General features: G+C 70.3%; 19 protein-coding genes and 3 CRISPR repeat arrays. Of the genes, 11 read left to right on the top strand and 8 right to left on the bottom strand.

The window, feature by feature from the left end:
* The first annotated feature begins 81 nt into the window (after positions 1-81).
* From ABZ234_RS00205 to ABZ234_RS00180, 6 genes are read left to right on the top strand one after another with little or no spacing between them, the layout of a single operon-like run.
* Positions 82-462 (top strand): hypothetical protein, encoded by a 381-nt coding sequence (locus ABZ234_RS00205; protein WP_355010318.1) that lies wholly within the window; start codon positions 82-84, stop codon positions 460-462.
* A complete protein-coding gene (locus ABZ234_RS00200; protein ID WP_355010317.1) occupies positions 459-671 on the top strand; it encodes a hypothetical protein in 213 nt (70 codons plus the stop codon). Before ABZ234_RS00205 ends, ABZ234_RS00200 begins: the two co-directional genes overlap by 4 nt.
* Positions 664-1365 carry an SDR family NAD(P)-dependent oxidoreductase gene (locus ABZ234_RS00195; RefSeq protein ID WP_355010316.1) on the top strand — a complete coding sequence of 234 codons (702 nt, stop codon included), beginning with the start codon at positions 664-666 and terminating at the stop codon, positions 1363-1365. The genes ABZ234_RS00200 and ABZ234_RS00195 overlap by 8 nt, the downstream gene beginning before the upstream one ends.
* 28 nt (positions 1366-1393) lie before the next feature.
* The gene (locus ABZ234_RS00190; protein WP_355010315.1) at positions 1394-3217 is read left to right on the top strand and encodes a hypothetical protein; all 1824 of its coding nucleotides are present in this window, start codon (positions 1394-1396) and stop codon (positions 3215-3217) included.
* Positions 3214-4443: a class I adenylate-forming enzyme family protein gene (locus tag ABZ234_RS00185; protein WP_355010314.1), complete on the top strand. Its 1230-nt coding sequence runs from the start codon at positions 3214-3216 to the stop codon at positions 4441-4443. The genes ABZ234_RS00190 and ABZ234_RS00185 overlap by 4 nt, the downstream gene beginning before the upstream one ends.
* Positions 4444-4452: 9 nt before the next feature.
* Positions 4453-5394: a phosphotransferase gene (locus tag ABZ234_RS00180; RefSeq protein WP_355010313.1), complete on the top strand. Its 942-nt coding sequence runs from the start codon at positions 4453-4455 to the stop codon at positions 5392-5394.
* A gap of 200 nt (positions 5395-5594) precedes the next feature.
* Positions 5595-6415: direct repeats of the CRISPR family, unit length 29 nt; unit sequence GGGGCCATCCCCGCGTGCGCGGGGAGCAG.
* Positions 6416-6538: 123 nt separating this feature from the next.
* Here the strand turns inward: ABZ234_RS00180 and ABZ234_RS00175 are convergent.
* The gene (locus tag ABZ234_RS00175; RefSeq protein WP_355010312.1) at positions 6539-6874 is read right to left on the bottom strand and encodes a DUF397 domain-containing protein; all 336 of its coding nucleotides are present in this window, start codon (positions 6872-6874) and stop codon (positions 6539-6541) included.
* On the bottom strand, positions 6807-7577 hold the full coding sequence (locus ABZ234_RS00170; protein ID WP_355010311.1) for a GntR family transcriptional regulator: 771 nt from the start codon (positions 7575-7577) through the stop codon (positions 6807-6809). Before ABZ234_RS00170 ends, ABZ234_RS00175 begins: the two co-directional genes overlap by 68 nt.
* A 259-nt stretch (positions 7578-7836) precedes the next feature.
* Between ABZ234_RS00170 and ABZ234_RS00165 the strand changes: the two genes are divergently transcribed.
* The 3 genes from ABZ234_RS00165 to ABZ234_RS00155 all read left to right on the top strand — a co-directional run bounded on the left by ABZ234_RS00165 (position 7837) and on the right by ABZ234_RS00155 (position 10461).
* Positions 7837-8688, top strand: a complete 852-nt coding sequence (locus ABZ234_RS00165; protein ID WP_355010310.1) for a Scr1 family TA system antitoxin-like transcriptional regulator — start codon at positions 7837-7839, stop codon at positions 8686-8688.
* Between the two features lie 112 nt (positions 8689-8800).
* Complete coding sequence (locus ABZ234_RS00160) at positions 8801-9331, top strand: ATP-binding protein (protein WP_355010309.1); 531 nt, start codon at positions 8801-8803, stop codon at positions 9329-9331.
* A 620-nt stretch (positions 9332-9951) separates the two neighbouring features.
* Entirely contained in the window at positions 9952-10461 is a 510-nt protein-coding gene (locus ABZ234_RS00155; RefSeq protein WP_355010308.1) for a GNAT family N-acetyltransferase, read from the top strand.
* Positions 10462-10491: 30 nt separating this feature from the next.
* Positions 10492-11379: direct repeats of the CRISPR family, unit length 29 nt; unit sequence GGGTCCATCCCCGCGTGCGCGGGGAGCAG.
* Positions 11380-11658: 279 nt separating this feature from the next.
* Here the strand turns inward: ABZ234_RS00155 and ABZ234_RS00150 are convergent.
* The 5 genes from ABZ234_RS00150 to ABZ234_RS00130 form a co-directional block, all read right to left on the bottom strand.
* Positions 11659-11994 (bottom strand): transcriptional regulator, encoded by a 336-nt coding sequence (locus ABZ234_RS00150; protein WP_355010307.1) that lies wholly within the window; start codon positions 11992-11994, stop codon positions 11659-11661.
* Positions 11984-12454 carry a hypothetical protein gene (locus ABZ234_RS00145; protein ID WP_355010306.1) on the bottom strand — a complete coding sequence of 157 codons (471 nt, stop codon included), beginning with the start codon at positions 12452-12454 and terminating at the stop codon, positions 11984-11986. Before ABZ234_RS00145 ends, ABZ234_RS00150 begins: the two co-directional genes overlap by 11 nt.
* Positions 12455-12575: 121 nt before the next feature.
* On the bottom strand, positions 12576-13055 hold the full coding sequence (locus ABZ234_RS00140) for an HAD family hydrolase (RefSeq protein ID WP_355010305.1): 480 nt from the start codon (positions 13053-13055) through the stop codon (positions 12576-12578).
* A gap of 33 nt (positions 13056-13088) precedes the next feature.
* Positions 13089-14021, bottom strand: a complete 933-nt coding sequence (locus ABZ234_RS00135; protein ID WP_355010304.1) for an aldo/keto reductase — start codon at positions 14019-14021, stop codon at positions 13089-13091.
* 207 nt (positions 14022-14228) lie between these two features.
* Positions 14229-15248, bottom strand: a complete 1020-nt coding sequence (locus ABZ234_RS00130; protein WP_355010303.1) for a GntR family transcriptional regulator — start codon at positions 15246-15248, stop codon at positions 14229-14231.
* A 263-nt stretch (positions 15249-15511) separates the two neighbouring features.
* Here ABZ234_RS00130 and ABZ234_RS00125 point away from each other — a divergent pair, with 263 nt between their 5' ends.
* Entirely contained in the window at positions 15512-16717 is a 1206-nt protein-coding gene (locus ABZ234_RS00125) for a DUF418 domain-containing protein (protein WP_355010302.1), read from the top strand.
* A 77-nt stretch (positions 16718-16794) separates the two neighbouring features.
* Positions 16795-17932: direct repeats of the CRISPR family, unit length 29 nt; unit sequence GGGTCCATCCCCGCGTGCGCGGGGAGCAG.
* Between the two features lie 150 nt (positions 17933-18082).
* Here ABZ234_RS00125 and ABZ234_RS00120 read toward each other — a convergent pair.
* The gene (locus tag ABZ234_RS00120; RefSeq protein WP_355010301.1) at positions 18083-18679 is read right to left on the bottom strand and encodes a TetR/AcrR family transcriptional regulator; all 597 of its coding nucleotides are present in this window, start codon (positions 18677-18679) and stop codon (positions 18083-18085) included.
* Between the two features lie 201 nt (positions 18680-18880).
* Here ABZ234_RS00120 and ABZ234_RS00115 point away from each other — a divergent pair, with 201 nt between their 5' ends.
* Entirely contained in the window at positions 18881-19843 is a 963-nt protein-coding gene (locus ABZ234_RS00115; protein ID WP_355010300.1) for a chlorophyllase, read from the top strand.
* Positions 19844-19883: the final 40 nt, after the last annotated feature.

The raw sequence follows: 19883 nt of genomic DNA, 5'->3' as shown, positions 1-19883 counted from the left end.
CTATCAGGGAATTGCAGAAGCGAGTTTTGCACAAATGCCCCAGGGGGCACCGTGAACACACGAATCACCGAAAAAACCACCGTGACCAGGGTCGATATGGCCGCCCTAGCCGCACTCCGGCGCATCCACGCCGAATGGTCGATCAGCATCGACAGCGCCGGAGCGTTCGTCGCCGTCCGCAGCGACCCTCACGACGTCATCCGCGCCGCCCTGGTGGAAACCCTGGGCAGCCGACTTGCACGCAGCCCAGTGCCCAGGAAGGCGGCCCATGCCGACCAGTACGCCCACGCGGGCCGACCATCTCCAGAGGAGGACATCCTGCTGATGAGAACGGGGCAGATCCGCGCCATCACCGCTGTGCCGCGCGCCCCCGCCGGGGCGGTCGAACTGCACCTGGGGACCACCTGGCACTCCTACGCTCCCGACCAGCAGCTCGACCTCACTGTCAGGGGACCGCGGTGAACCCCTCGCTCGCGCCGCAGAGCGCGACGACTCACACGTGCATCACCTACCTGGGCGCCGCGACCTGGGTGGTCGACGGACAGCACTGCGACTGGGCCGCGAGCTACCGCCACCTGACCCGTGAACGCGGGATGGGCCGCGCCGAGACGAACGTCGCGCTGGTGCAGGCCTACCAGGCCGGCCAAGGCCTCGGGGACGACCATGCCTGAGCCCGGGCGGCGGGTCGCCGTGGTCACCGGAGCGGGGCGGGGGATCGGCCTGGAGATCTGCCGCCAGCTCGCCCGCCTCGACCACACCGTGGTCCTCACCGCCCGGTCGGCGGCCGCCGCTGAGCGGTCCGCCGCCGACCTCGGGCCGCACGTGCACCCCCTCCAGCTCGACGTCACCTCCGCCACCGCGGCCGGGGCGGTGGTCGATGAGGTCGTCGGTCGCCTCGGCCGCCTGGACGTGTGGGTCAACAACGCCGCCGTCGTCGACGACGGCACCCGGCCGAGCACCGTCCCCATGGACACGGTCGCCGCCGTGCTGGACACCAACCTGGTGGGCGCGTGGCGGTGCGCCCAGGCAGCCCTGCCCCACATGCGCCGCGCAGGGTACGGGCGCATCGTCAACGTCACCAGCACGCTCGGAGCGCTGGCCGCCATCACCGACGCCACCGATCCGGCTTATCGAGTCTCCAAGGCGGCCCTGCACGCGCTCACCCGCGTGCTGGCCTTCGAGGCGGCGGGCACCGGCGTCCTGGTCAACGCCGCCTCCCCCGGCTGGGCGCGCACCACTATGGGCGGCCCCGACGCACCACGGGCTGTGGAAGCAGCGGCCGACACGCCCGTGTGGCTGGCAACCCTGCCCCCGAACGGGCCCACGGGCGGTCTCTTCCACGATCGCCAGCCCTTCCCCTGGTAACCCCCGACGAGAAACCGAGGTGGTCCGCATGATCCGCACCGACAGCTACACCGACCAGATCGACACCCGCAGGGACCTGCTCGCCGCGTTCAGCGCCTTCGACCACAGCACCACGGCGGCCCTGGACGACAGTCAGGTCGACACCCTGCTCCTGCGCCTGCTCCTTCGGCTGGGAGCCCTGTGCTCCCTGCACGGCCCCGACGCTCCTCCCGCGTTGGTCCAGGCGGTGGACAAGGCCCAGGGGACGGAGGTGTTCGAGATGGTCAACGCCTTCCTTGAGTGCGGCCAAGCCTCCCAGGATGGCGAGGCGCTGCGGGAGTTGCAGCAAGAACTCGTGCACTTCTCGCGGATCGTGGACCTGGGCGAGATCGGATTCACCGTCCCGGCCCAGGACGGCCTCAAGCGGCTGCGCCGCTCCCACCGCCTGCCCGACTCGCTCAAGGTCCTCTCCGAGCTGTTGATCGTGGTCCGGGCCCGGATGGCCTACCGCGGTGCCGCGGTAGTGCTGCCGCCGTCCCGCCGTCCCGGCCTGGTCCGCACCGAGGTCGCCGACACGGTCATCGCCCACCCGGCCGAGCACGCCGACCACGTCCTCGTCCTCCGCTCCCCGGCGGCCCGCCCCCGCAAGCAGGCCCTGTTCTACTTCCGGGAACTGCTGGCCTACCTCACTCCCCTCGAAGCAGCCACCGCGCTGTGCGCCTACCTGGCCGAGGTTCCCCAGCGCAGCCGGGGCCTGGAATTGGCCCTGCTCTGCCTGGTCCCCTCCGGCCGGACACAGACCCTGCACTGGCGCCCGACCACCGTGAAGGGGAACGTGTTCGAGCGGGCCCTGGCGCTGCTGCCCGACCGATCGGCGGCCGCCGGGGAGTGGACCATCGGCCTGAACGCTGAGGACGTCGCGGCCGCCATCACCGTGGACGGCACCTGCGTCCACACCCTGGCCCTGGCCCCGGCCGGACACCACAGCGTGGACCTGGACACGCTCACCGACCAGGCCGCCGCCACAATCGCCTCCTACCGAGGGCCCCAGATCCGCAGCATCGAGTGCGGCCATGTCCATCTGAACCGCGACCTGGATCCCGACCAGGTCGCCGGCGCCCGCATCGGCGCCGCCGTCCGCGCCCGCCTGACCGGCGTCCAGGACCGCCCGCCCCGGATCACGCCGATGGTCGACGACGACCACGTCCTGGTAAAGCTGCGCCCCTGCGACTACACCGCCTTCCTCCACCAGCACCTGGACGGGGCGCCGTTCTCCCTGATCGTGGAGTCGAGCCCGATCGTGCGAGCGATCGCCTGCGTCCTGTACCAGCGGGTGACCGCCGGTCCCCAGCGCTCGGCGCTGACCCGGCGCGGCGCCAACCTGTTCGTGGAGCTGCCCGGCAGTACCGTCTGCGAGCTGTTCGAGGACATTGCCAACACCGCCGTCACCGGGTGCGTGATGTTCGAGGTCGCACTGCTGATCTACCGCACCGACCCCGATGCGTTCGACGACTACTTCGACCACCGCTTCCCCCTCGACCAGCACATCCACGCCCAGGCCTGCGCGGTCCTGGACGGCGGGCAGGACCACGACGCCAAGGCCGACCAGCTCGCCCGCCTCTACGCCCCCTACGCCCCGGTCACCGACCCTCACACCCCCGACCCCGACTTCACCGCCTTCCTGAAGGCGTTCCTGGCCAGCCTGGCCGCGCCCGCCGGGCACCTGAACGTGCTGGAGGACTACTACGAGGTCCAGCAGGACAAGGTCCGCGCCCTGCTGCGCTTCCTGGACATCCCGCTGGAGCTGGCCACGCTGCACTTCAACACCCACACCGGTCGCACCCACCTCGTGTCCGACCAGGACCAGAGGTGATCGGCCCGCTGCACCTGGTGGGCTCCGCCCCGGCGCTCACCCCCACGCTGCCCCGTCTGGGCCGGGCGCCCGTGGCGGTGGGCGGTCACGACCAGCAGCTCACCGCGCTCGCCACCGTCGAACTCCTGCGCGCGCGAACCCCGGTGCTCTTGACCCCCACCCCGCACACGCACCCGGCGACCAGGGGTCTGCTTTGGGACGGGCGCTGGAACGCCGCACCTTCGCCGGCCCCTCCGGCCCCGGGGTGGGACGTGGCGTTCTACACCTCCGGCAGCACCGGCACCCCGCGCCTGTACGCCTTCACCCTGGACCAGCTCACCACCGTCGTGAACTGGTACGCCGCCATCTACCGCCTCACCGCCGACAGCGTGGTCATCACGTCGATGCCCGCCACCTACAACTTCACCGCGGTGGCCGGGGTCCTGGCGGCCGCGATGACCGGCGCGTCCCTGCACCTGGGCGCCGACTCCTCCGTGGTCCTGGACCACGCGCGCACCCTCGCTGCCCGCCACGACCGGTGCGTGGTCCTGGCCAACCCGGTCGTCCTCCAACACGCCCGCCCCGGCCGACGGCTGCCCTCGAACGTCCTCATCGACTCCGGCGGCGCTCCCCTGTCCGCCACCGCCATCACCCGCTTCCGGGAGACGGTCGCGGACCTGCGCGAGGGCTACGGGCTCACCGAGACCGCGTCCCTGACCCACTTCGACGCCGAGGGCACACCGGATTCGCTCGGCACCGTCGGCGGTCCTCTTCCCGAATGCGCCGCCACCACCGCCCCCTCGTCAGCCGCACCGGTGGTGTCGGTGTCCGGGCCCGCCGTCGGCCGCCAGCTCACCGCCGACGGTGCCCTGGGGCCGACCCAAACCCGTCTGGTGACCACTGACCTGGGGCGAGTCGACTCGGCCGGGCGACTGCGCCTGCTGGGGCGCAGCGACGACCTCGCCGTCGGCGGACTGTGGCCCCGCGAGGTCCTCGACGCGATCGGCCCCGTGCTCGGCACCCGTTGTGCCCTTGTGCGCCACCCCGCCCCCGACCGCATCACCGTGCGCCTGCTCGATGCGGAAAATCCCCTGTCCGTCGACCGCCTGCGCCGTAGAGTCGGTGTTCTGACCGGCCTACCGGCCCACGCCGTGCAGGTCGACGTCGAGCAGCCCCGGTCCCTGCTGCACTCGCACAAACTCCTCCGCCACACCACCGCCCACCCTCCCGGTTCCACGACGACCTAAGGACGCGCGATGGCCAACCCCGCCCACCGGCTCGGCTGGGACGACGTTCCCGACCACCTCACCCAGCAGTTCACCGACCGCTTCGGCGCCCCGGTGACCGACGAACAGCGCCAAGCAGGCGGGTTCTCCCCAGGGCTGGCCTCCCGGCTGCGCCTGGCCGACGGCCAGCGGGTGTTCGCCAAAGCGATCCACACCGGTCGCGACCCGCACACCCCGGGCCTGTACCGGCGCGAGATCCAGGTGACCCGGACTCTCCCCGCCGCCGCCCCGGCCCCGCAGCTGCGGTGGACCTACGACGACGGCGACTGGGTGATGCTCGTCTTCGACGACGTCGACGGCCACACCCCCGCCCAACCCTGGCGGCAACACGACCTGGACCGGGTCGTCGCCGCGCTCGCCGACATGGCCGACGCCCTCACCCCGGCCCCCGCCGACACGGTCCCGGCCACCGAGGACCTGGCCCTCCCCTACGCCTCCTGGAGTCGGCTGAGCGCGGGCCAGGGCCCGGCCCGCACCGAGGCGCTCCCCGCCTGGGCCCGCGACAACCTCGCGTTGCTCACCGACATGGAGAAGGACTGGGCCGAGGCCGCCGACGGCGACACGCTCGCCCACACCGACCTGCGCGCGGACAACATGATCCTCACCCCCGAGCGGGTGGTCCTGGTGGACTGGCCCTACGCCGTAGCCGGGGCGCCGTGGCTGGACCTGCTGATGATGCTGCCGTCCGTGGCCGCCTACAGCACCATCGACCCCGAACAGGTCTGGAGCAACTACCGCCACGCCTCCGGCGTCGAAGTCGACGCCGTCAACGCGGTTCTCGCTGCGATCGCAGGCGACTACCTCACCAACTGCCAACTGCCCGACCCACCCAACATCCCGACCCTGCGCCCCCACCAGCGAGCCAAAGGCGAAGCCACCCTGCGCTGGCTGCATACGCGCCTAGAAATCTGATTCGAGGCTTCCGAAAGGGAAAGGCCCGGCCGATTGGTCGGGCCTGTTGCGTCAGTAGACGAAAGCAGTGGGTTCGCGCCGAGGCCTACCCCGATACGTTCCTCCAAGCTCCAGATGCTGGCCTGGAACTGGTCCACCCGCAGCCGGTGCCCCATCGCCTCGTAGACCTCCAGCGCTCGCCGGTACGCGGCCAGCACCTCCTCTTGCTCCCCGCGTGCGCGGGGAGCAGGCGGCGACCTTCGTGCCGACGTCGTACAGGGCGGGTCCATCCCCGCGTGCGCGGGGAGCAGGTCGGATCGGTGGATCGCCGCCATGGCGCGAAGGGGCCATCCCCGCGTGCGCGGGGAGCAGGACGCCCGCCCGGGGCGCCCCGCCAAGGACCCGGGGCCATCCCCGCGTGCGCGGGGAGCAGGTGTTGAGCGGGGATCCGGGCACGTTGAGGAAGGGGCCATCCCCGCGTGCGCGGGGAGCAGGATCGGCATCGTCCGCTGCCTCGGGTGGTGGGGGGCCATCCCCGCGTGCGCGGGGAGCAGGCCGTGAGCCTGCTGGCGAAGGATGCGACCGTGGGGCCATCCCCGCGTGCGCGGGGAGCAGTCCTCGCGCTGCAGCGCCTTGACCGATCCGGGGGGGCCATCCCCGCGTGCGCGGGGAGCAGCCCGTCATCAGCGTCACGCTGTAGTAGGTGGAGGGGCCATCCCCGCGTGCGCGGGGAGCAGCGAGGCACCCGCAACCGGCGCGAGTGGGCGGAGGGGCCATCCCCGCGTGCGCGGGGAGCAGGTGAACCCGGTGGAGCTCGTGGTCCCGCCCTCGGGGCCATCCCCGCGTGCGCGGGGAGCAGTCGGCCATGGCCGCGGATCGTCCGGACACGCGGGGGCCATCCCCGCGTGCGCGGGGAGCAGCGCGTCTGGCGTGCACGCTCGTGACCTCCGGCGGGGCCATCCCCGCGTGCGCGGGGAGCAGACGTGCGCCGGGCGCGGGTGGACACCCGCCCGGGGGCCATCCCCGCGTGCGCGGGGAGCAGACTCGATGACCTGCGAACTTACCAGCGCCAAGCGGCCGTTTTTGCAACTTGTCGAGAAACAGCCATCAGGAACACCAAAGCCCAAACATCTCCCACGAACACAGAAGGCAACAAAATCGAACTTCAGCCACTCCTACGCACAACACCAACGAAGGCATCCCACTCCCCGGCGGAGACGTTCAACATACCCAAGTCGCGATTCATGCTGTCCCGCATCGCCGTGGCATCGTCCAGGTCAGATACCTCGACACAGTTGGAGGAAGTTCCGCTATAGCTCGACTTGAACCAACTCGACCCACAACCACCGACTCGCACAGCGTTCCCCTCCGACCAAGGAGCTAAAAACAGAAAGAGGCCCGACGCCTTGAGGCGTCGGGCCACATATATGCCCTTAGTCGGGCACCGCGAACTTGTAGTCGAAAACCGCCATGTCACCCCGGATGAGGAACTGAGCCACATCAAGAGGCCCGTCGTCCGTGTGGTAGGTGCGGATGACCTCGAAAATCGGTGTGCCCGGCGGAATCTGGAGTCGTCCCGCCTCCGGGCCGGTGGGCATGCGGGTGCTGATCTCTTCCTGAACCTCGTGCACGGGGCTGATCGCGTTGATACGCGCGATGTGTCCTCCCGCACCCTCTCCAGCGATCAGAGCAGGAGAGCGCTCGCCCGTGCCAAGGCTGAAGTAGCTGTCAGCGGACTGGTTGATGGTTCCGTCAAGCTTCGTGACGCGCTTGCGAACATAGACGAGATCGCCCACGTTGACGTCCGGCAGGCGTTCGGCCACGAAGACCGGAGCAGGCACTTGGCTGGTCTGAGCTTCCTGTTCCACGGCCTTGCCCTGCTCGGCGCCCTCCGCACTCAGTAGAGGCTGAGGCTTGGCACCGGCCCAAACGGACTTGCTGTAACGCTGGATACCGTATCGGCGCACCTGCTTCTGCTCCCTTACGTAGGTACCACTGCCCTTCCTGCTACTCAGGATCCCCTCCTGTCGCAGCAGGTCGATGGAGCGACGGGCCACCATCATGCTCACCCCGTACTCAGCAGCGATCGTGTTGAGCGTAGGAAGCTTGTCGCCCGGGTTGAGGTCACCCCGTCGAATCTGGTTGCGCAGGTCATCCGCGATGCGGACCTGCAACGGGCGGGCATCTGTGGTCTCGTCACTCATGTCTCTCACACTAGCGGCACGCATGTTTGTATACAAACCACTTGCACATGGGCCCGCCATGCGCTCTAATCCTTGTAAGCAAGCATACAAACTTTACTAACTCCCCTTGTGGTCGCAGGGACACCGCTGTGCCCGAAGGCGGCCACGGAGAGTTGACCAGCCCATACTCAGGAGGAGCGTCATGGCAGTTGGCAGGACTGAGCATGCGACTACGAGCGGAGATGGCCCCGTCTCAGGGTGGGAACGGTACGGGGAGCGGGTGCGGGCGGCACGCGAGCGGCTCGACCTTTCCGTCGAGTACGTCGCTCAGAAAGCCCTGACGTACGCGAACATGGTCCGCGACATCGAGGCCGGCACCTCCGAGCCGGACAGCACCGTCATCCGCCACCTGGACAAGGTCCTGGAGGCGGAGGGCGTCCTGTGGGACGCCTGGGCACAGATCTTCCTCAGCTCCCGGCTCCAGGCCGGGGCGACCGTGGCCGACCTCCTGTTCCACACCTACCAGGTACGCCACTACGCACCCCTGGTCCTGCCCGACAGCTACCTCACCGAGGGGTACGCCCGTGCCCTCCTTCAGGCGGAGCGCCCGATGGAGTCGAGTTCCTTTCTCACCGACCGCCCGGCAGTGCGCGAGGTCTCGGGCCTGTTCTCCGGAGCGCCCTACTACTGCCTGATCGTCGACGAAGCCGCCCTCACCCGCCCCGTGGCCCCGCCCAAGGTCATGCGCGAACAGCTCACCCACCTGCGCAGGCTCGCCATGACGGACAGCGTCACCGTCCACGTCATCCCGGAGGGAACGGCTCCCCACCCCGGCCTGCGCGGCGCGTTCTGGACCCTGTCCTTCTCACCCCGGCACAACCTGGCCTACACCCCGCTCCCCCACGGCCCCGGCCACCTCGTCACCGACGCCACCCAGGTCAAGAGCTACAGCGACCTCTTCGCCACCCTCCAGGGTGTATCCCTGCCCGCCGCAAGTTCCCTGCGGATCCTGGACGAGGCCATCGAACGCTTCCCGGACAAGCCCAGGCCACGCGCGATCACCACCGGTCCTGGCTCCGGCGACATGGCCACGGCACTTCGTCCCGCGCCAAGCACAGTCGCACCGGCCTGACCGCCGTTCCCCCACGTGTCCCTGGCCGGACACACAAATGCCCCGGCGGGTGTTGAACTCACCCCCAGGGCTCGGCCAGCACCCACAACCTCTTAACCAAGGAGATGCCGACATGACCATTGTGCCGCAGCCCTCTACGGCCTCCCCCACCCCGGCCACGCCCGGCCCCCGCTGGGAACCGCGCCTGTACCCGGGAACCCTGGCCACCACCAGCCGGGTCCGCTCCGACCTGCGTACCGATCTGGCCCGACTCGCCGGGATCGGACCTGACCTGGTGGAGACCGTCGTTCTCTGCGCGAGCGAGATGTTCGCCAATGCCGTCGAGCACTCGCGGTCGGGCGAAGACGACGGACGGGTCATCCGCACCCTGTCGGTTCCCGCCGCCTCCCTGGCCGGAACCGCCCTGCGCCTGTCGATCATCGACGACGGGGCCCGGGTCTCCCGCCCCCGGATTCCGCGCCAGCGCACCCGCGAGGAATGGCAGGAAGCCGAGCGCGGGCGCGGCCTGCTCCTCGTCGACCACCTGGCCACGGCATGGGGAACCCGCGCGGTCGTGGACTTCCCCTTCTGCGAAGGGCTGGGCACCGTGATCTGGGCCGAGTTCACCCTCAGCCCCTCTTCGTGGATCGGAGACGCCAGGTGAGCGCCTTCCTGCCGTTGCCGCCCGCCGAGGCCCCCTCCGCGCTGGACGCGCTCCGAGACCGACGGCTCCCCCGACCCCGACACGTGCGACCCCGGGAACAGCGCCTCCTCGACCAGATGCGGGACAACCCCCGCGTGGCCTACCGACAGCGACACGGAGTTCTGCCCGCATGGATGGAACTCCACCATGCGCGCCTCGTCCCTGAGACCGGGGGCCCACGGCCAGCTGCTCTCCCGCCCAGCCCCCGTACCCTCTCCCATCGCAGGTCCCGCGAGGGTGAAGGCCCCGGTCTCACGCTGTGCTGCTACGTCCTCGCGGCGGCGCTCGGGGCCTTCGCCCACCACGTGCTCTCACCCCTTCTCTGACGGCCCACCCCGTGTCGGAGGTGGGTGGCAGGGGTCTGCGCCTCCGGCTCCTGACAGGGGAGAAAAGCCTGCCGCTGCTAGAATCCACACCGACGACAAGGCCTCCCCGGACCGGACACACCTCCGCCGGGGAGGCTTTTTTCATGCCCGGGATCGACGATTCGGGGTGTCAGCTCTTTTTCCGGCGCTGTTCCCGACTACGGGTGACGCCGACGGGAAAGGGCTGCCGGTCAGCCATCCATGCAGAGGAGTTCCATGTCAGACGTCTCGGTGCGCCTCGCACACACCGCCGATCACCTCGTCGTGGAGCGGCTGTGGCTGATGTTCAGCCATGACATGTCGGAGTTCCGCGGGCTGCTGCCCGGCCCGGACGGGGCCTTCCGCAGCGAACGGCTCCGGGCGGCCTTCACCGACTCCGACTGGGCGTCGTACGTGGCGACGATCGGCGATCAACCCGTCGGCTTCGTGTTCGTGCGCGGGCTGGGCGGACCGGAACATGTGCTGAACAGCTTCTTCGTGGTGCGGGGCGCGCGAAGGTCGGGGGTCGGGCTGCGTATGGTCCGCGAGGTCGTGGCCAGACATCCGGGGCCGTGGGCGGTCGCCTTCCAGGACGCCAACGCGGCCGCGGTGCGGTTCTGGCGCCGGGCCGCCACGGAGATCGCCGGTGACGCCTGGTCCGAGGAGCGCCGGCCGGTGCCGGGGCGGCCCGAGCTGCTGCCCGACGTCTGGATCTCGTTCGACACGTCCGCCCCGCGCAGGGCCTGAGCGAGCGGAACGGCTGGGGCCCGTAAGTGGCAGCCCATCCCCGCGTGCGCGGGGAGCAGCTCCGCCGCGGAGACGGGGCGGAGCCCGAGGTGGGTCCATCCCCGCGTGCGCGGGGAGCAGACAGAAGGGTTTTTTGTGACCGAGACCGACGAGGGTCCATCCCCGCGTGCGCGGGGAGCAGACACAGGGGCGGCCCCTCGGAGAGAGGCAGCTGGGTCCATCCCCGCGTGCGCGGGGAGCAGCCCCGACGGCGGGACGGGTGCACGTTCCACCGGGGTCCATCCCCGCGTGCGCGGGGAGCAGCAGTTCCGCGGAGATCCGGCCATCGTTGCCGTGGGTCCATCCCCGCGTGCGCGGGGAGCAGATGCCCTCGATGAGGGTCGGCTCCTGGGCGAAGGGTCCATCCCCGCGTGCGCGGGGAGCAGACCTCCGCGATGGCGGCCACGGTCCGTTCGTGGGGTCCATCCCCGCGTGCGCGGGGAGCAGACGTCCTGGCACGAGCGCGCCGTCGTGGCCGGGGGTCCATCCCATCCCCGCGTGCGCGGGGAGCAGTCGTCACCGAGCCGGTTGCAGAAGTACTCCTCGGGTCCATCCCCGCGTGCGCGGGGAGCAGTGGGCTATCCGGCTTTCCCGCTGGTGAGGTTGGGGTCCATCCCCGCGTGCGCGGGGAGCAGACGACGCCAGGCTACGCGGCCGTGCGCATCTTGGGTCCATCCCCGCGTGCGCGGGGAGCAGGTCGACCGCGGGCGCGCCGAGCGCCCCGAGCTGGGTCCATCCCCGCGTGCGCGGGGAGCAGCAGGCTTGCGAGGGGCCCATGTGCCGCCTATGGGGTCCATCCCCGCGTGCGCGGGGAGCAGAACGGTCCCGGAGCCCGCTCAGAAGACGCCGAGGGTCCATCCCCGCGTGCGCGGGGAGCAGAGTCGATGACCTGCGAACTTACCAGCGCCAAGCCGCCGTTTTTCCAACTTCTCGAGAATTAGAAACTCGGAACGAAAAGCAAGAAATGCCTATTGTCACCCAAACGCCCACATAACACCCCAGCATTCCCATGCCCACACCTGAAGCGGCGCCACAGGGAACTCTCCCATACGTCGCGAACAGTTCCAGGCAGCTTCCTGCCAACCCATTCCCCGGTGAGCGCCAGAAAACGACTCCGCCCACCGGCGAACACCAGAAGCACAGACCACACGCCAGAGCTCAGCCGTCACCAGGTTCAGCAGAAGGGGAGAGCCGCCCCTCCGCCAGATCGCGCAGCGCCGCCAGATGGCTGTCGAAGGCCCGCTTCCCCAGGGAGGTCAGGGACACCGTCGTGGTCCGGCGCGCGTCCCCGCGGGAAGCCGAAGCGGACTTTGCTGTGCGCACGTAGCCCAGGTCGACCAGACTGCGGATCGTCTTGGACAGGTTGGCTTCGCTCAGCCCCAGGGCCGAACGGAGAACCGCGAAGTCGGCACTGTCGACAGGGCGCAGCAGTCCGCAGATGCGTAGGCGATTGGGCGCATGGATGGCCTCGTCGAAACGGGGATCAGCGGCCACTGCGCAGCTCTGTGTCGTAGAAGCGGTCATAGACACGGCATCCGGCCAGCACCAGGACGAAGGTGAGAACGGCGACGGCGGCCACCCATGGCCGCATGTCCATGAGCGCAAGCGCCTGGGAGAGACCGAGGAGCACCACGATGGCCACCCCCACCACAATCAGCACTCCGAGGCTCCGCGGACCTGCCGTGCGGCTGATCGCCAGGCCGGTCCGCTTCTGGTAGGCGAGCACCAGAAAGATCAGCGAGACGCTTCCCGCGACGACGGCTGCGCTCTGCACAGAGGGCGTGGGGGCAGCGGGCGAGGCCACGAAGGCAGTAGTGATGGCCGCGAGCGCCGGATAGAACCAGGGCGGCGTGACGATGTGGTCCGCCAGCGTCGAGCGGTCGGCGTTCAGTGTGTCGAGGGCCGCCTGGGCGGCGTCGGGGGTCCTGTCGTGGGGCGACTCATGACTTTCCATGGGGTTAAGTGTTTCACTTGCCTCCAAGTTAAGCAAAGTGATGATGGACTCAGGCTGCTCCCCCTCCCGCCTCCTCGACAACCGGAAGCGCACTTCCTTCAGGGCATGGCCGCCCTCTCGCCTAGACCTGGCGGGTGTGCCGGTCTCCGACCATCAGCGCCCCGTCGGAGCGGGCGCCCGCCATGCGGAGCGCGACCCCGAACAGACGCGGGTCTGGCTTCTCGGTCCCCTGTTCACAGGAGAGTGCGTAGGCGTCCACGTAGGCGCCGAGGCCCGCGGAATCGAACCTGGGACGTATGTCGACGTGGATGTCGCTGACGATGACGGTTCGGACACCGAAGGCTCGGGCGCGGAACGGAAGGGCGTCCTGGGCGAAGCGGTCGTGTCCGGGGTCGGATTCCACACGGTAGAGCGCCCCGGCGAGCTCGTGGTCGAGCCCCGCGTCGGCCAGGACCTTCATGAAGACGCGCCGGTGCAGGGCCGGGTCCGCGTCCATCCCGGGGGTGAGCAGGCGTTCGTCGGCGTTCACCGCGTCGAGGCGCGCGAGGATCGGGGGCGTCCGCGCCCCCGGGGGCCTGCCGAACGGAGAGCCGTGGAGCACGGTATCCGTCCGGCAGGGCCGCCCGAGACAGGTCTACGGCACGGTGTACCCGGCGGCGCGGAACACCTCGTACCACTCGGGCCGGGTCAGCGGCACGTCCGAGCCCTGGGCCGCCGCGGTGACGCGTTCCGGCGTGGTGGTGCCGATGACCACCTGCATCCGCGCGGGGTGCCTGGTGATCCACGCGGTGGCGATCGCGAGCGGCGGCACGTCGTACTTCGCCGCGATTCGGTCGATGACCGCGTTCAGTTCCGGGAAGCGCGGCGAGCCGAGGAACGGCCCGTCGAAGAAACCGGCCTGGAACGGGGACCACGCCTGCAGAGTGATGTCGTGCAGCCGGCAGTAGTCGACGAGGCCGTCGTCGCGGCTGACCGACTGCTCCAGCCCCTGCATGTTCGCGGCCACACCCTGGGCGATGAGCGGCGCGTGCGTGATCGAGAGCTGCGCCTGGTTCGCCACAATCGGCTGCCTCACGTAGCGGCGCAGCAGGTCGATCTGTCTGGGCGTGTGGTTCGAGACACCGAAGGCGCGCACCTTGCCGGCCTCGGCGAGGTCGTCGAACGCGCGCGCCACCTCCTCCGGTTCCACGAGGGCGTCCGGCCGGTGCAGCAGCAGGATGTCGATGTAGTCCGTGTCGAGCGCCTTCAGCGATCCGTGCACCGTCTCCATGATGTGCTCGTAGGAGAAGTCGAAGTACGGGCCATCGGTGACGATCCCGGCCTTGGTCTGGATCACCAGCTGTTCGCGCTCGGCGGGGCTCAGCCGCATCGCCTCGGCGAAGCGGCGCTCGCAGCCGTGCGGCTCACTGCCGTAGATGTCGGCGTGATCGAGGAAGGTGATGCCCGCGTCGATCGCCGTGCGGACGAGAGTGCGTACCTCCTCGTCGGTCTTCTCCTGAATGCGCATCAGACCGAGCACCACGTTGGGTGCGGTGATCTTGGTACCGGGCAGAGTGAAGGTCTTCATGCGCAACTCCCTATCACGGGCGGAAGTCGGAAGGGCGTGCCTGGGTGCGGCAGGACCGGGGTGCCGTGTCGGAGCGCACGCGGCCGGGGGCGGGGCGGGTGGTGGGAGCCGTCCGCGAGAGGCATGGCCCGACCCGCGGGGCCGCCTACCCGTGCCGAAGCGGACACGAACCGGAACCGGGAGAGGAGTCCTGAATCTCTGGGCGGGTCACGGCGCCACCGCTGCCTCCTGTGGTGATCCCTCCCCCTCGATCAGGGGCGTGAGGCCGTCGAGCAGGTGCTTCATGCCGAGCTCGAAAACCCCGTGCACGTCGGGCGGCCCCGAGATGCTGAATGTGAGGGGGTACCGGCCCTGTTCGGCGAGCCGGAGGAACTCCGGGCCCCTGGACCGCCACCAGTGTTCGGCGTCCATTCCGAACTCGTAGTCCTCCACCACCGCCCGCGTGGCCTGGAGCGCCATGCCCGATGTGTAGGCGGACACGAAGGTGAGCACCGCCATGGCCTCGTCCGGCGAGCGCCCCTGGGCGCTGACCACCCTCATCATCCACTCGGCGTTCTCCAGGAGCTGAGGGGACTGGACCGCCCCGGCGAGCATGGTCAGCCGAACGGCCCAGGGGTGCCTCCGGTAGATGCCCCACTCCGTGCGGAGCGCCAGTTCGAGGGCTTCCCGCCAACCGGCCGGCGGTGGTTCGGGCAGCGCGTACTCCGTGTAGACCTGGTCAATCATCGCCGTCACCAGCGCGTCCTTGTTGGCGACGTGGCGGTACAGGGCCATGGTGCTCACCCCCAGCTGGGTGGCGACCCTGCGCATGGACAGCCCGTCGAGGCCCTCGGCGTCGGCGATGGTGATGGCGGCCCGGACGATGGCCTCCCTGGTGAGGGCGGTGTCGGCGGCCGGGCGGCGTTCCGTCGGCTCCGCCGGACGCGGGCGTTCCCTCGGAAGCCGGTATTCCCGCTGGCCCTGGGGGGCACGTGGGTCCGGTGCGGAGGCCGGGGCCTGCTGTACGAGGGTCCCCACCCCGCGCACCGCTTCGACCAGGCCCTCCTGGCGCAGGGCCGCGAGCGCCTTGGTGGCGGTGGCCATGGCCACCCCCCACTCGCGCATGATCTCCCTGGTCGAGGGGACCCGATCCCCCGGCCGCAGCTCCCCGGCGTCGATACGCGCGCGGATGTCGGCGACGACGCGCGCGTAGGGCGGCAGCTCTTGTTCCGCAGTAGTGGACATCACAGACCCCTCGATCCTTCTCCGCTTCCCCAGAGTGTACTAGTGCACAACGGAGCATCGAGTACCTCGACAAAGACGCCAGGGCGATCCGAGAAGCCCTTCAATTCCCCCAGTGCACTAGTACTGAACGACGGAAAGAGCCTTCTATTAAAGGCTTTCTTGAAGCCAGAGGGTGTGTACTCTGTACGCAAGGTGCGCCACTCAGAGGCGTACACCTCAGCGCGTACACCGTCCCCCGGAAATCGACGGCCCTTTCGGAGGCCACCATGACCCACACATCCACTGCCGGGCCCGGCACCGCGTCCGCCCCGGACCGACCGCTCCCGCTCGACCGCCGTTCCCTGGCCCCGGACCTGGCACGCGGCGTCATGCTGCTGTTCATCGCGCTCGCCCACACGCACCTGTTCACGGTGTTCATCGGCGGCCCCGAGAACACCGCCACCGTCGCGGACCAGCTCACCGTCGCGGGCACGACCATGTTCGTCGACCTGCGCAGCTACCCCATGTTCGCGGCCCTGTTCGGCTACGGCCTGGCCCAGATCCACCGCCGCCGCAGCGAACAGGGATACGCCTGGCCCCGAACCCGCGGCCTCCTGCGCCGGCGCGGCCTGTGGCTGATCGTCTTCGGGCTGGCGCACACGGTGCTGCTCTTCCCCGCGGACATCCTGGCCGTGTACGGTCTGGTGACGCTGCTCCTGATGGGTGTTCTACGGCTGCGCGACCGGACCCTGGTGGTCCTGGCGGCGCTCTGGCTCCCCGTGGCCGCCGCCGTCCACGCGCTGGTCGCCAGCGACAACGCCCTCACGGGCGGGGGCATGCCGCTGATGCCCGACGGGTTCGCGAACGAACTCCTCTTCCGTCTGACCCTGTTCTCGGTGCTGGCCGTGGTCATGTTCATCAGCACCCTCGTGCCGTTCATGATCGGCGTCCTGGCGGCCCGGCACCGCCTCCTGGAGCGGCCCCACGAACACCTGCGCCTCCTGCGCACGACCGCGTTCGTGGGCATCCCCCTGGCCGCGCTGGGCGGCCTCCCGCTGGCGCTGGACAAGGCGGGGGTGTGGACCGGCGCCACCGCCGGGGACGTCCTGGTCACCAGTGCCCTGCACCAGGTGAGCGGTTACGCGGGCGCTCTGGGCTACGCGGCTCTCATCGGCCTGATCGCGGTCCGCTTCACCGGTCGGCAGGGGCCGGTGACCAACGCCCTGGCCGCGCTCGGACAGCGCTCCATGACCTTCTACCTGGCCCAGTCGGTGGCGTGGACGGTGCTGTTCTCCTCCTACACGCTGCACCTTCAGCTGACGTCACCTGCCCTGGGCGTGGGCATCGCGGTGGCCGTGTGGCTGACAACGGTGCTGCTCGCCGACCTCATGCACCGCCGGAGCGTGCGCGGTCCGGCCGAGGTGGCGCTGCGCCGCCTCACCTACGGGGGCGGATCGGGCACCGGTGGAGGCGGCGGAAGCAGTCGCGGGTAGGTGGTGGTCGCCCCCGACAGGCGCGCCGGTCCGGGCGCCTGTCGGGGGCTGACGGGTACGGGTCGGCCATGAGGCGGCGGACCAGCCCCGCGTGCGCGGGGAGCAGGGGCCATCACCGAGTCCATGGTCTGGGACCAGGGGTCCATCCCCACGTGCGCGGGGAGCAGAGGCGCTTGGCCTCCCGGCTGATGGTGATCAGGGGTCCATCCCCGCGTGCGCGGGGAGCAGTGGATATTACGGCGTAATAATCGCCCTCCCTTGCCTGCTCCTGGGTCCATCCCCGCGTGCGCGGGGAGCAGTGCCGGGCGGCGGTCAGCTCGACCATGAGGGGGGGTCCATCCCCGCGTGCGCGGGGAGCAGCCGCTCCCGGGGAAGTGGGGCGGCGCCGACGGGGGTCCATCCCCGCGTGCGCGGGGAGCAGGAGCCCGGGGAGGAGCCGGGGGAGCCCCTCCCGGGTCCATCCCCGCGTGCGCGGGGAGCAGGCGCACGCCCGCGGCGAGATCACCGCCCGCGAGGGTCCATCCCCGCGTGCGCGGGGAGCAGTTGGAACCGTCGCAGGTCAGGGCATGACGTGAGGGTCCATCCCCGCGTGCGCGGGGAGCAGCATATTCGCGCGCGCCAGAGCCACCACCGTGTGGGTCCATCCCCGCGTGCGCGGGGAGCAGTCGCTGTAGCCGGTGTCGCGGGACAGCCGCGGGGGTCCATCCCCGCGTGCGCGGGGAGCAGAAGGCCGCTGCGGTCACTGAGCTGATCCACCAGGGTCCATCCCCGCGTGCGCGGGGAGCAGCAGAATGGCCAGTGGCAGGAAGAGCCTGCCCAGGGTCCATCCCCGCGTGCGCGGGGAGCAGCAAGGTGGTGGACCGGGCCGCCTGGCGGGCCTGGGTCCATCCCCGCGTGCGCGGGGAGCAGCAAGGTGGTGGACCGGGCCGCCTGGCGGGCCTGGGTCCATCCCCGCGTGCGCGGGGAGCAGGTGCTCACGAACATGCCGGCCGAGGAACCGTCGGGTCCATCCCCGCGTGCGCGGGGAGCAGGCCGAACGGCCGGTGCCCCTGGACGACGGGAAGGGTCCATCCCCGCGTGCGCGGGGAGCAGACGGGCCTCAGCGGCCCCGGCTGCTGCCAGCTGGGGCCATCCCCGCGTGCGCGGGGAGCAGCGAGTAGAGCCGTCCGGCCGCGCCGCTGACGCCGGGTCCATCCCCGCGTGCGCGGGGAGCAGACTCGATGACCTGGCAACTTACCAGCGGCAAGCAGCCGATTTTGCAACTTGTCGAGAAACAGACACAGGGAACAAGAGCCCCAAAAGGGATACCGGCGCCACCAGCCGACACATCAGAGACTCAACCCTTCCCCGGACCAGCCGCAGACTTCACGAAGCGTCCGACTCCTGGAGCCCCCGGAGAAGCAGCGCGACCAGCCTGCGCGGATCGTAGCGCGGGTCCCCGTCGGATCCGATACAGAGGTTGCCGACGCCGCGCATCAGTTCGTAGGCCTCGACCCCCGACCCGACCTCACCCGCCTCAACCGCAGCGTCGAGCAACTGCTCGGCAACGGGCAGCAGACGGTCGAGGAAGTACGTGTGGAGCGCGGCGAAGCCGCTGCTGTCCGGTTGCGGCGCGTTCGCGAGTCCGTGCTTGGTGACAAGGAAGTCGACGAACAGGTCGATCCACTGCCGCAGGGCCTCGAACGGCGAGTCGGTCTCGGCCAGCAGTCGCGGGCCGGCTTCGGCGCAGGCTTCGACCTGGTGGCGGAAGACAGCGACCACGAGGTCCGCGCGCGTCGGGAAGTGACGGTAGATCGTCCCCATCCCGACCCCCGCCTTGGCGGCGATCTCGCGGATCGGCGCGTCGACGCCTGAGGCCACGAAGACCTCGGCCGCTGCGGTGAGGAGCTTCTGCTGGTTGCGCACCGCATCGGCCCGCTTGCTCGGCCCCGAGGCCTTCCCTGCCTTGTCCGATGCGGGCATCACGCCCTCCTTCCTCCAGCCGCCAATGAAGCAGAGCAGTGTTCCACTTGCAAAACGGAACATTGCTCCGTATCTTAAGCGGAGCAGTGCTCCGATTGCTTTCATCCTACGCCGGACGCCGCCCGACCGCCCTCACGCGCCACCGGCGCCACGAGAGCAGCAGCGAAGGCTTCCAGCACGAACCGAAGGACAAGGCACACCATGAGTTCAGCGGCCTCCACCCGCGTCACCGTCGTCCCAACCGCCCCCGTGCTGTCGTTCAGCCCCGTGGTCCTGCCCGTTCCCGGACGCCCCGTGGACATGCAGGTCCGTGTCACGGCACCCCTGAACGGGACCGACCTGCCGGTCGTCCTCCTCTCCCACGGACACGGCTTCTCCAACAACCTGTCCTCGCTCAACGGCTACGGCCCCCTCGCCAATCTCTGGGCGGCGCTCGGCTTCGTCGTCGTCCAGCCCACCCACCTCAGCTCCGCAACACTCCAGCACGCACTCGCGGACACCCCCACGGAACCCATGTCCTGGCGCTCCCGCGCCGAGGACATGACCCACATCCTCAACCGGCTCGACACGATCGAGAACACCGTGCCGCAGCTCGCCGGACGCGTGGACCACGGCAGCGTCGCCGTGGCCGGGCACTCGCTCGGCGGATTCACCGCCGCCCTCCTGCTGGGCGCCCGGGTCACGAACCCCGACACCGGGGAAGAGGTGAACCTCGTCGAGCCCCGGATCGGGCAGGGGGTGCTGCTGGCCGCACCGGGCAGAGGCGGCGACATCCTGACCGGGCCCATGGTGGAGCGGATCCCGGTCCTGCGGAGCATCGACTTCTCCACGATGGCCACGCCCGCGCTGGTCGTGGCCGGCGACAAGGACGACCCCCAGCACTTCACGGACATGGGGCCGGACTGGTACGCCGACCCCTACCGCCTCTCCCCCGGCCCCAAGACCCTGCTCACGCTGTTCGGCGCCGAGCACGGGCTCGGAGGGGTCGCCGGATACGACGCCGATGAGACCACGGACGAGAGCCCGGAGCGGGTCGCCGCGCTCGGACGGCTCTCCGCGGCCTACCTTCGCAGTCGGTTCCGCCCCGGCGACGACGCGTGGCAGGAGGTGCAGGACGCGCTGACCGGCGGCCCCGAGGGCTTCGGACGGGTCGAGTCCAAGTAGCGCACGGCACCAGCGGGCCCCTCCCCCTCGTGGGGAGGGG

This window comes from Nocardiopsis sp. NPDC006198, assembly GCF_040613895.1.
In the GTDB taxonomy this organism is placed as follows: Bacteria; Actinomycetota; Actinomycetes; order Streptosporangiales; family Streptosporangiaceae; genus Nocardiopsis; species Nocardiopsis tropica.
This window is presented reverse-complemented; position numbering and strand designations above follow the sequence as displayed.

What these genes read in the sequence shown, in the direction of transcription:
- ABZ234_RS00195 (WP_355010316.1), top strand. Translation starts at nt 664, where the DNA reads ATGCCTGAGCCCGGGCGGCGGGTCGCCGTGGTCACCGGAGCGGGGCGG.
- ABZ234_RS00190 (WP_355010315.1), top strand. Translation starts at nt 1,394, where the DNA reads ATGATCCGCACCGACAGCTACACCGACCAGATCGACACCCGCAGGGAC.
- ABZ234_RS00180 (WP_355010313.1), top strand. Translation starts at nt 4,453, where the DNA reads ATGGCCAACCCCGCCCACCGGCTCGGCTGGGACGACGTTCCCGACCAC.
- ABZ234_RS00175 (WP_355010312.1), bottom strand. Translation starts at nt 6,874, where the DNA reads ATGTGGCTCAGTTCCTCATCCGGGGTGACATGGCGGTTTTCGACTACA.
- ABZ234_RS00170 (WP_355010311.1), bottom strand. Translation starts at nt 7,577, where the DNA reads ATGAGTGACGAGACCACAGATGCCCGCCCGTTGCAGGTCCGCATCGCG.
- ABZ234_RS00160 (WP_355010309.1), top strand. Translation starts at nt 8,801, where the DNA reads ATGACCATTGTGCCGCAGCCCTCTACGGCCTCCCCCACCCCGGCCACG.
- ABZ234_RS00155 (WP_355010308.1), top strand. Translation starts at nt 9,952, where the DNA reads ATGTCAGACGTCTCGGTGCGCCTCGCACACACCGCCGATCACCTCGTC.
- ABZ234_RS00145 (WP_355010306.1), bottom strand. Translation starts at nt 12,454, where the DNA reads ATGGAAAGTCATGAGTCGCCCCACGACAGGACCCCCGACGCCGCCCAG.
- ABZ234_RS00135 (WP_355010304.1), bottom strand. Translation starts at nt 14,021, where the DNA reads ATGAAGACCTTCACTCTGCCCGGTACCAAGATCACCGCACCCAACGTG.
- ABZ234_RS00125 (WP_355010302.1), top strand. Translation starts at nt 15,512, where the DNA reads ATGACCCACACATCCACTGCCGGGCCCGGCACCGCGTCCGCCCCGGAC.
- ABZ234_RS00120 (WP_355010301.1), bottom strand. Translation starts at nt 18,679, where the DNA reads ATGCCCGCATCGGACAAGGCAGGGAAGGCCTCGGGGCCGAGCAAGCGG.
- ABZ234_RS00115 (WP_355010300.1), top strand. Translation starts at nt 18,881, where the DNA reads ATGAGTTCAGCGGCCTCCACCCGCGTCACCGTCGTCCCAACCGCCCCC.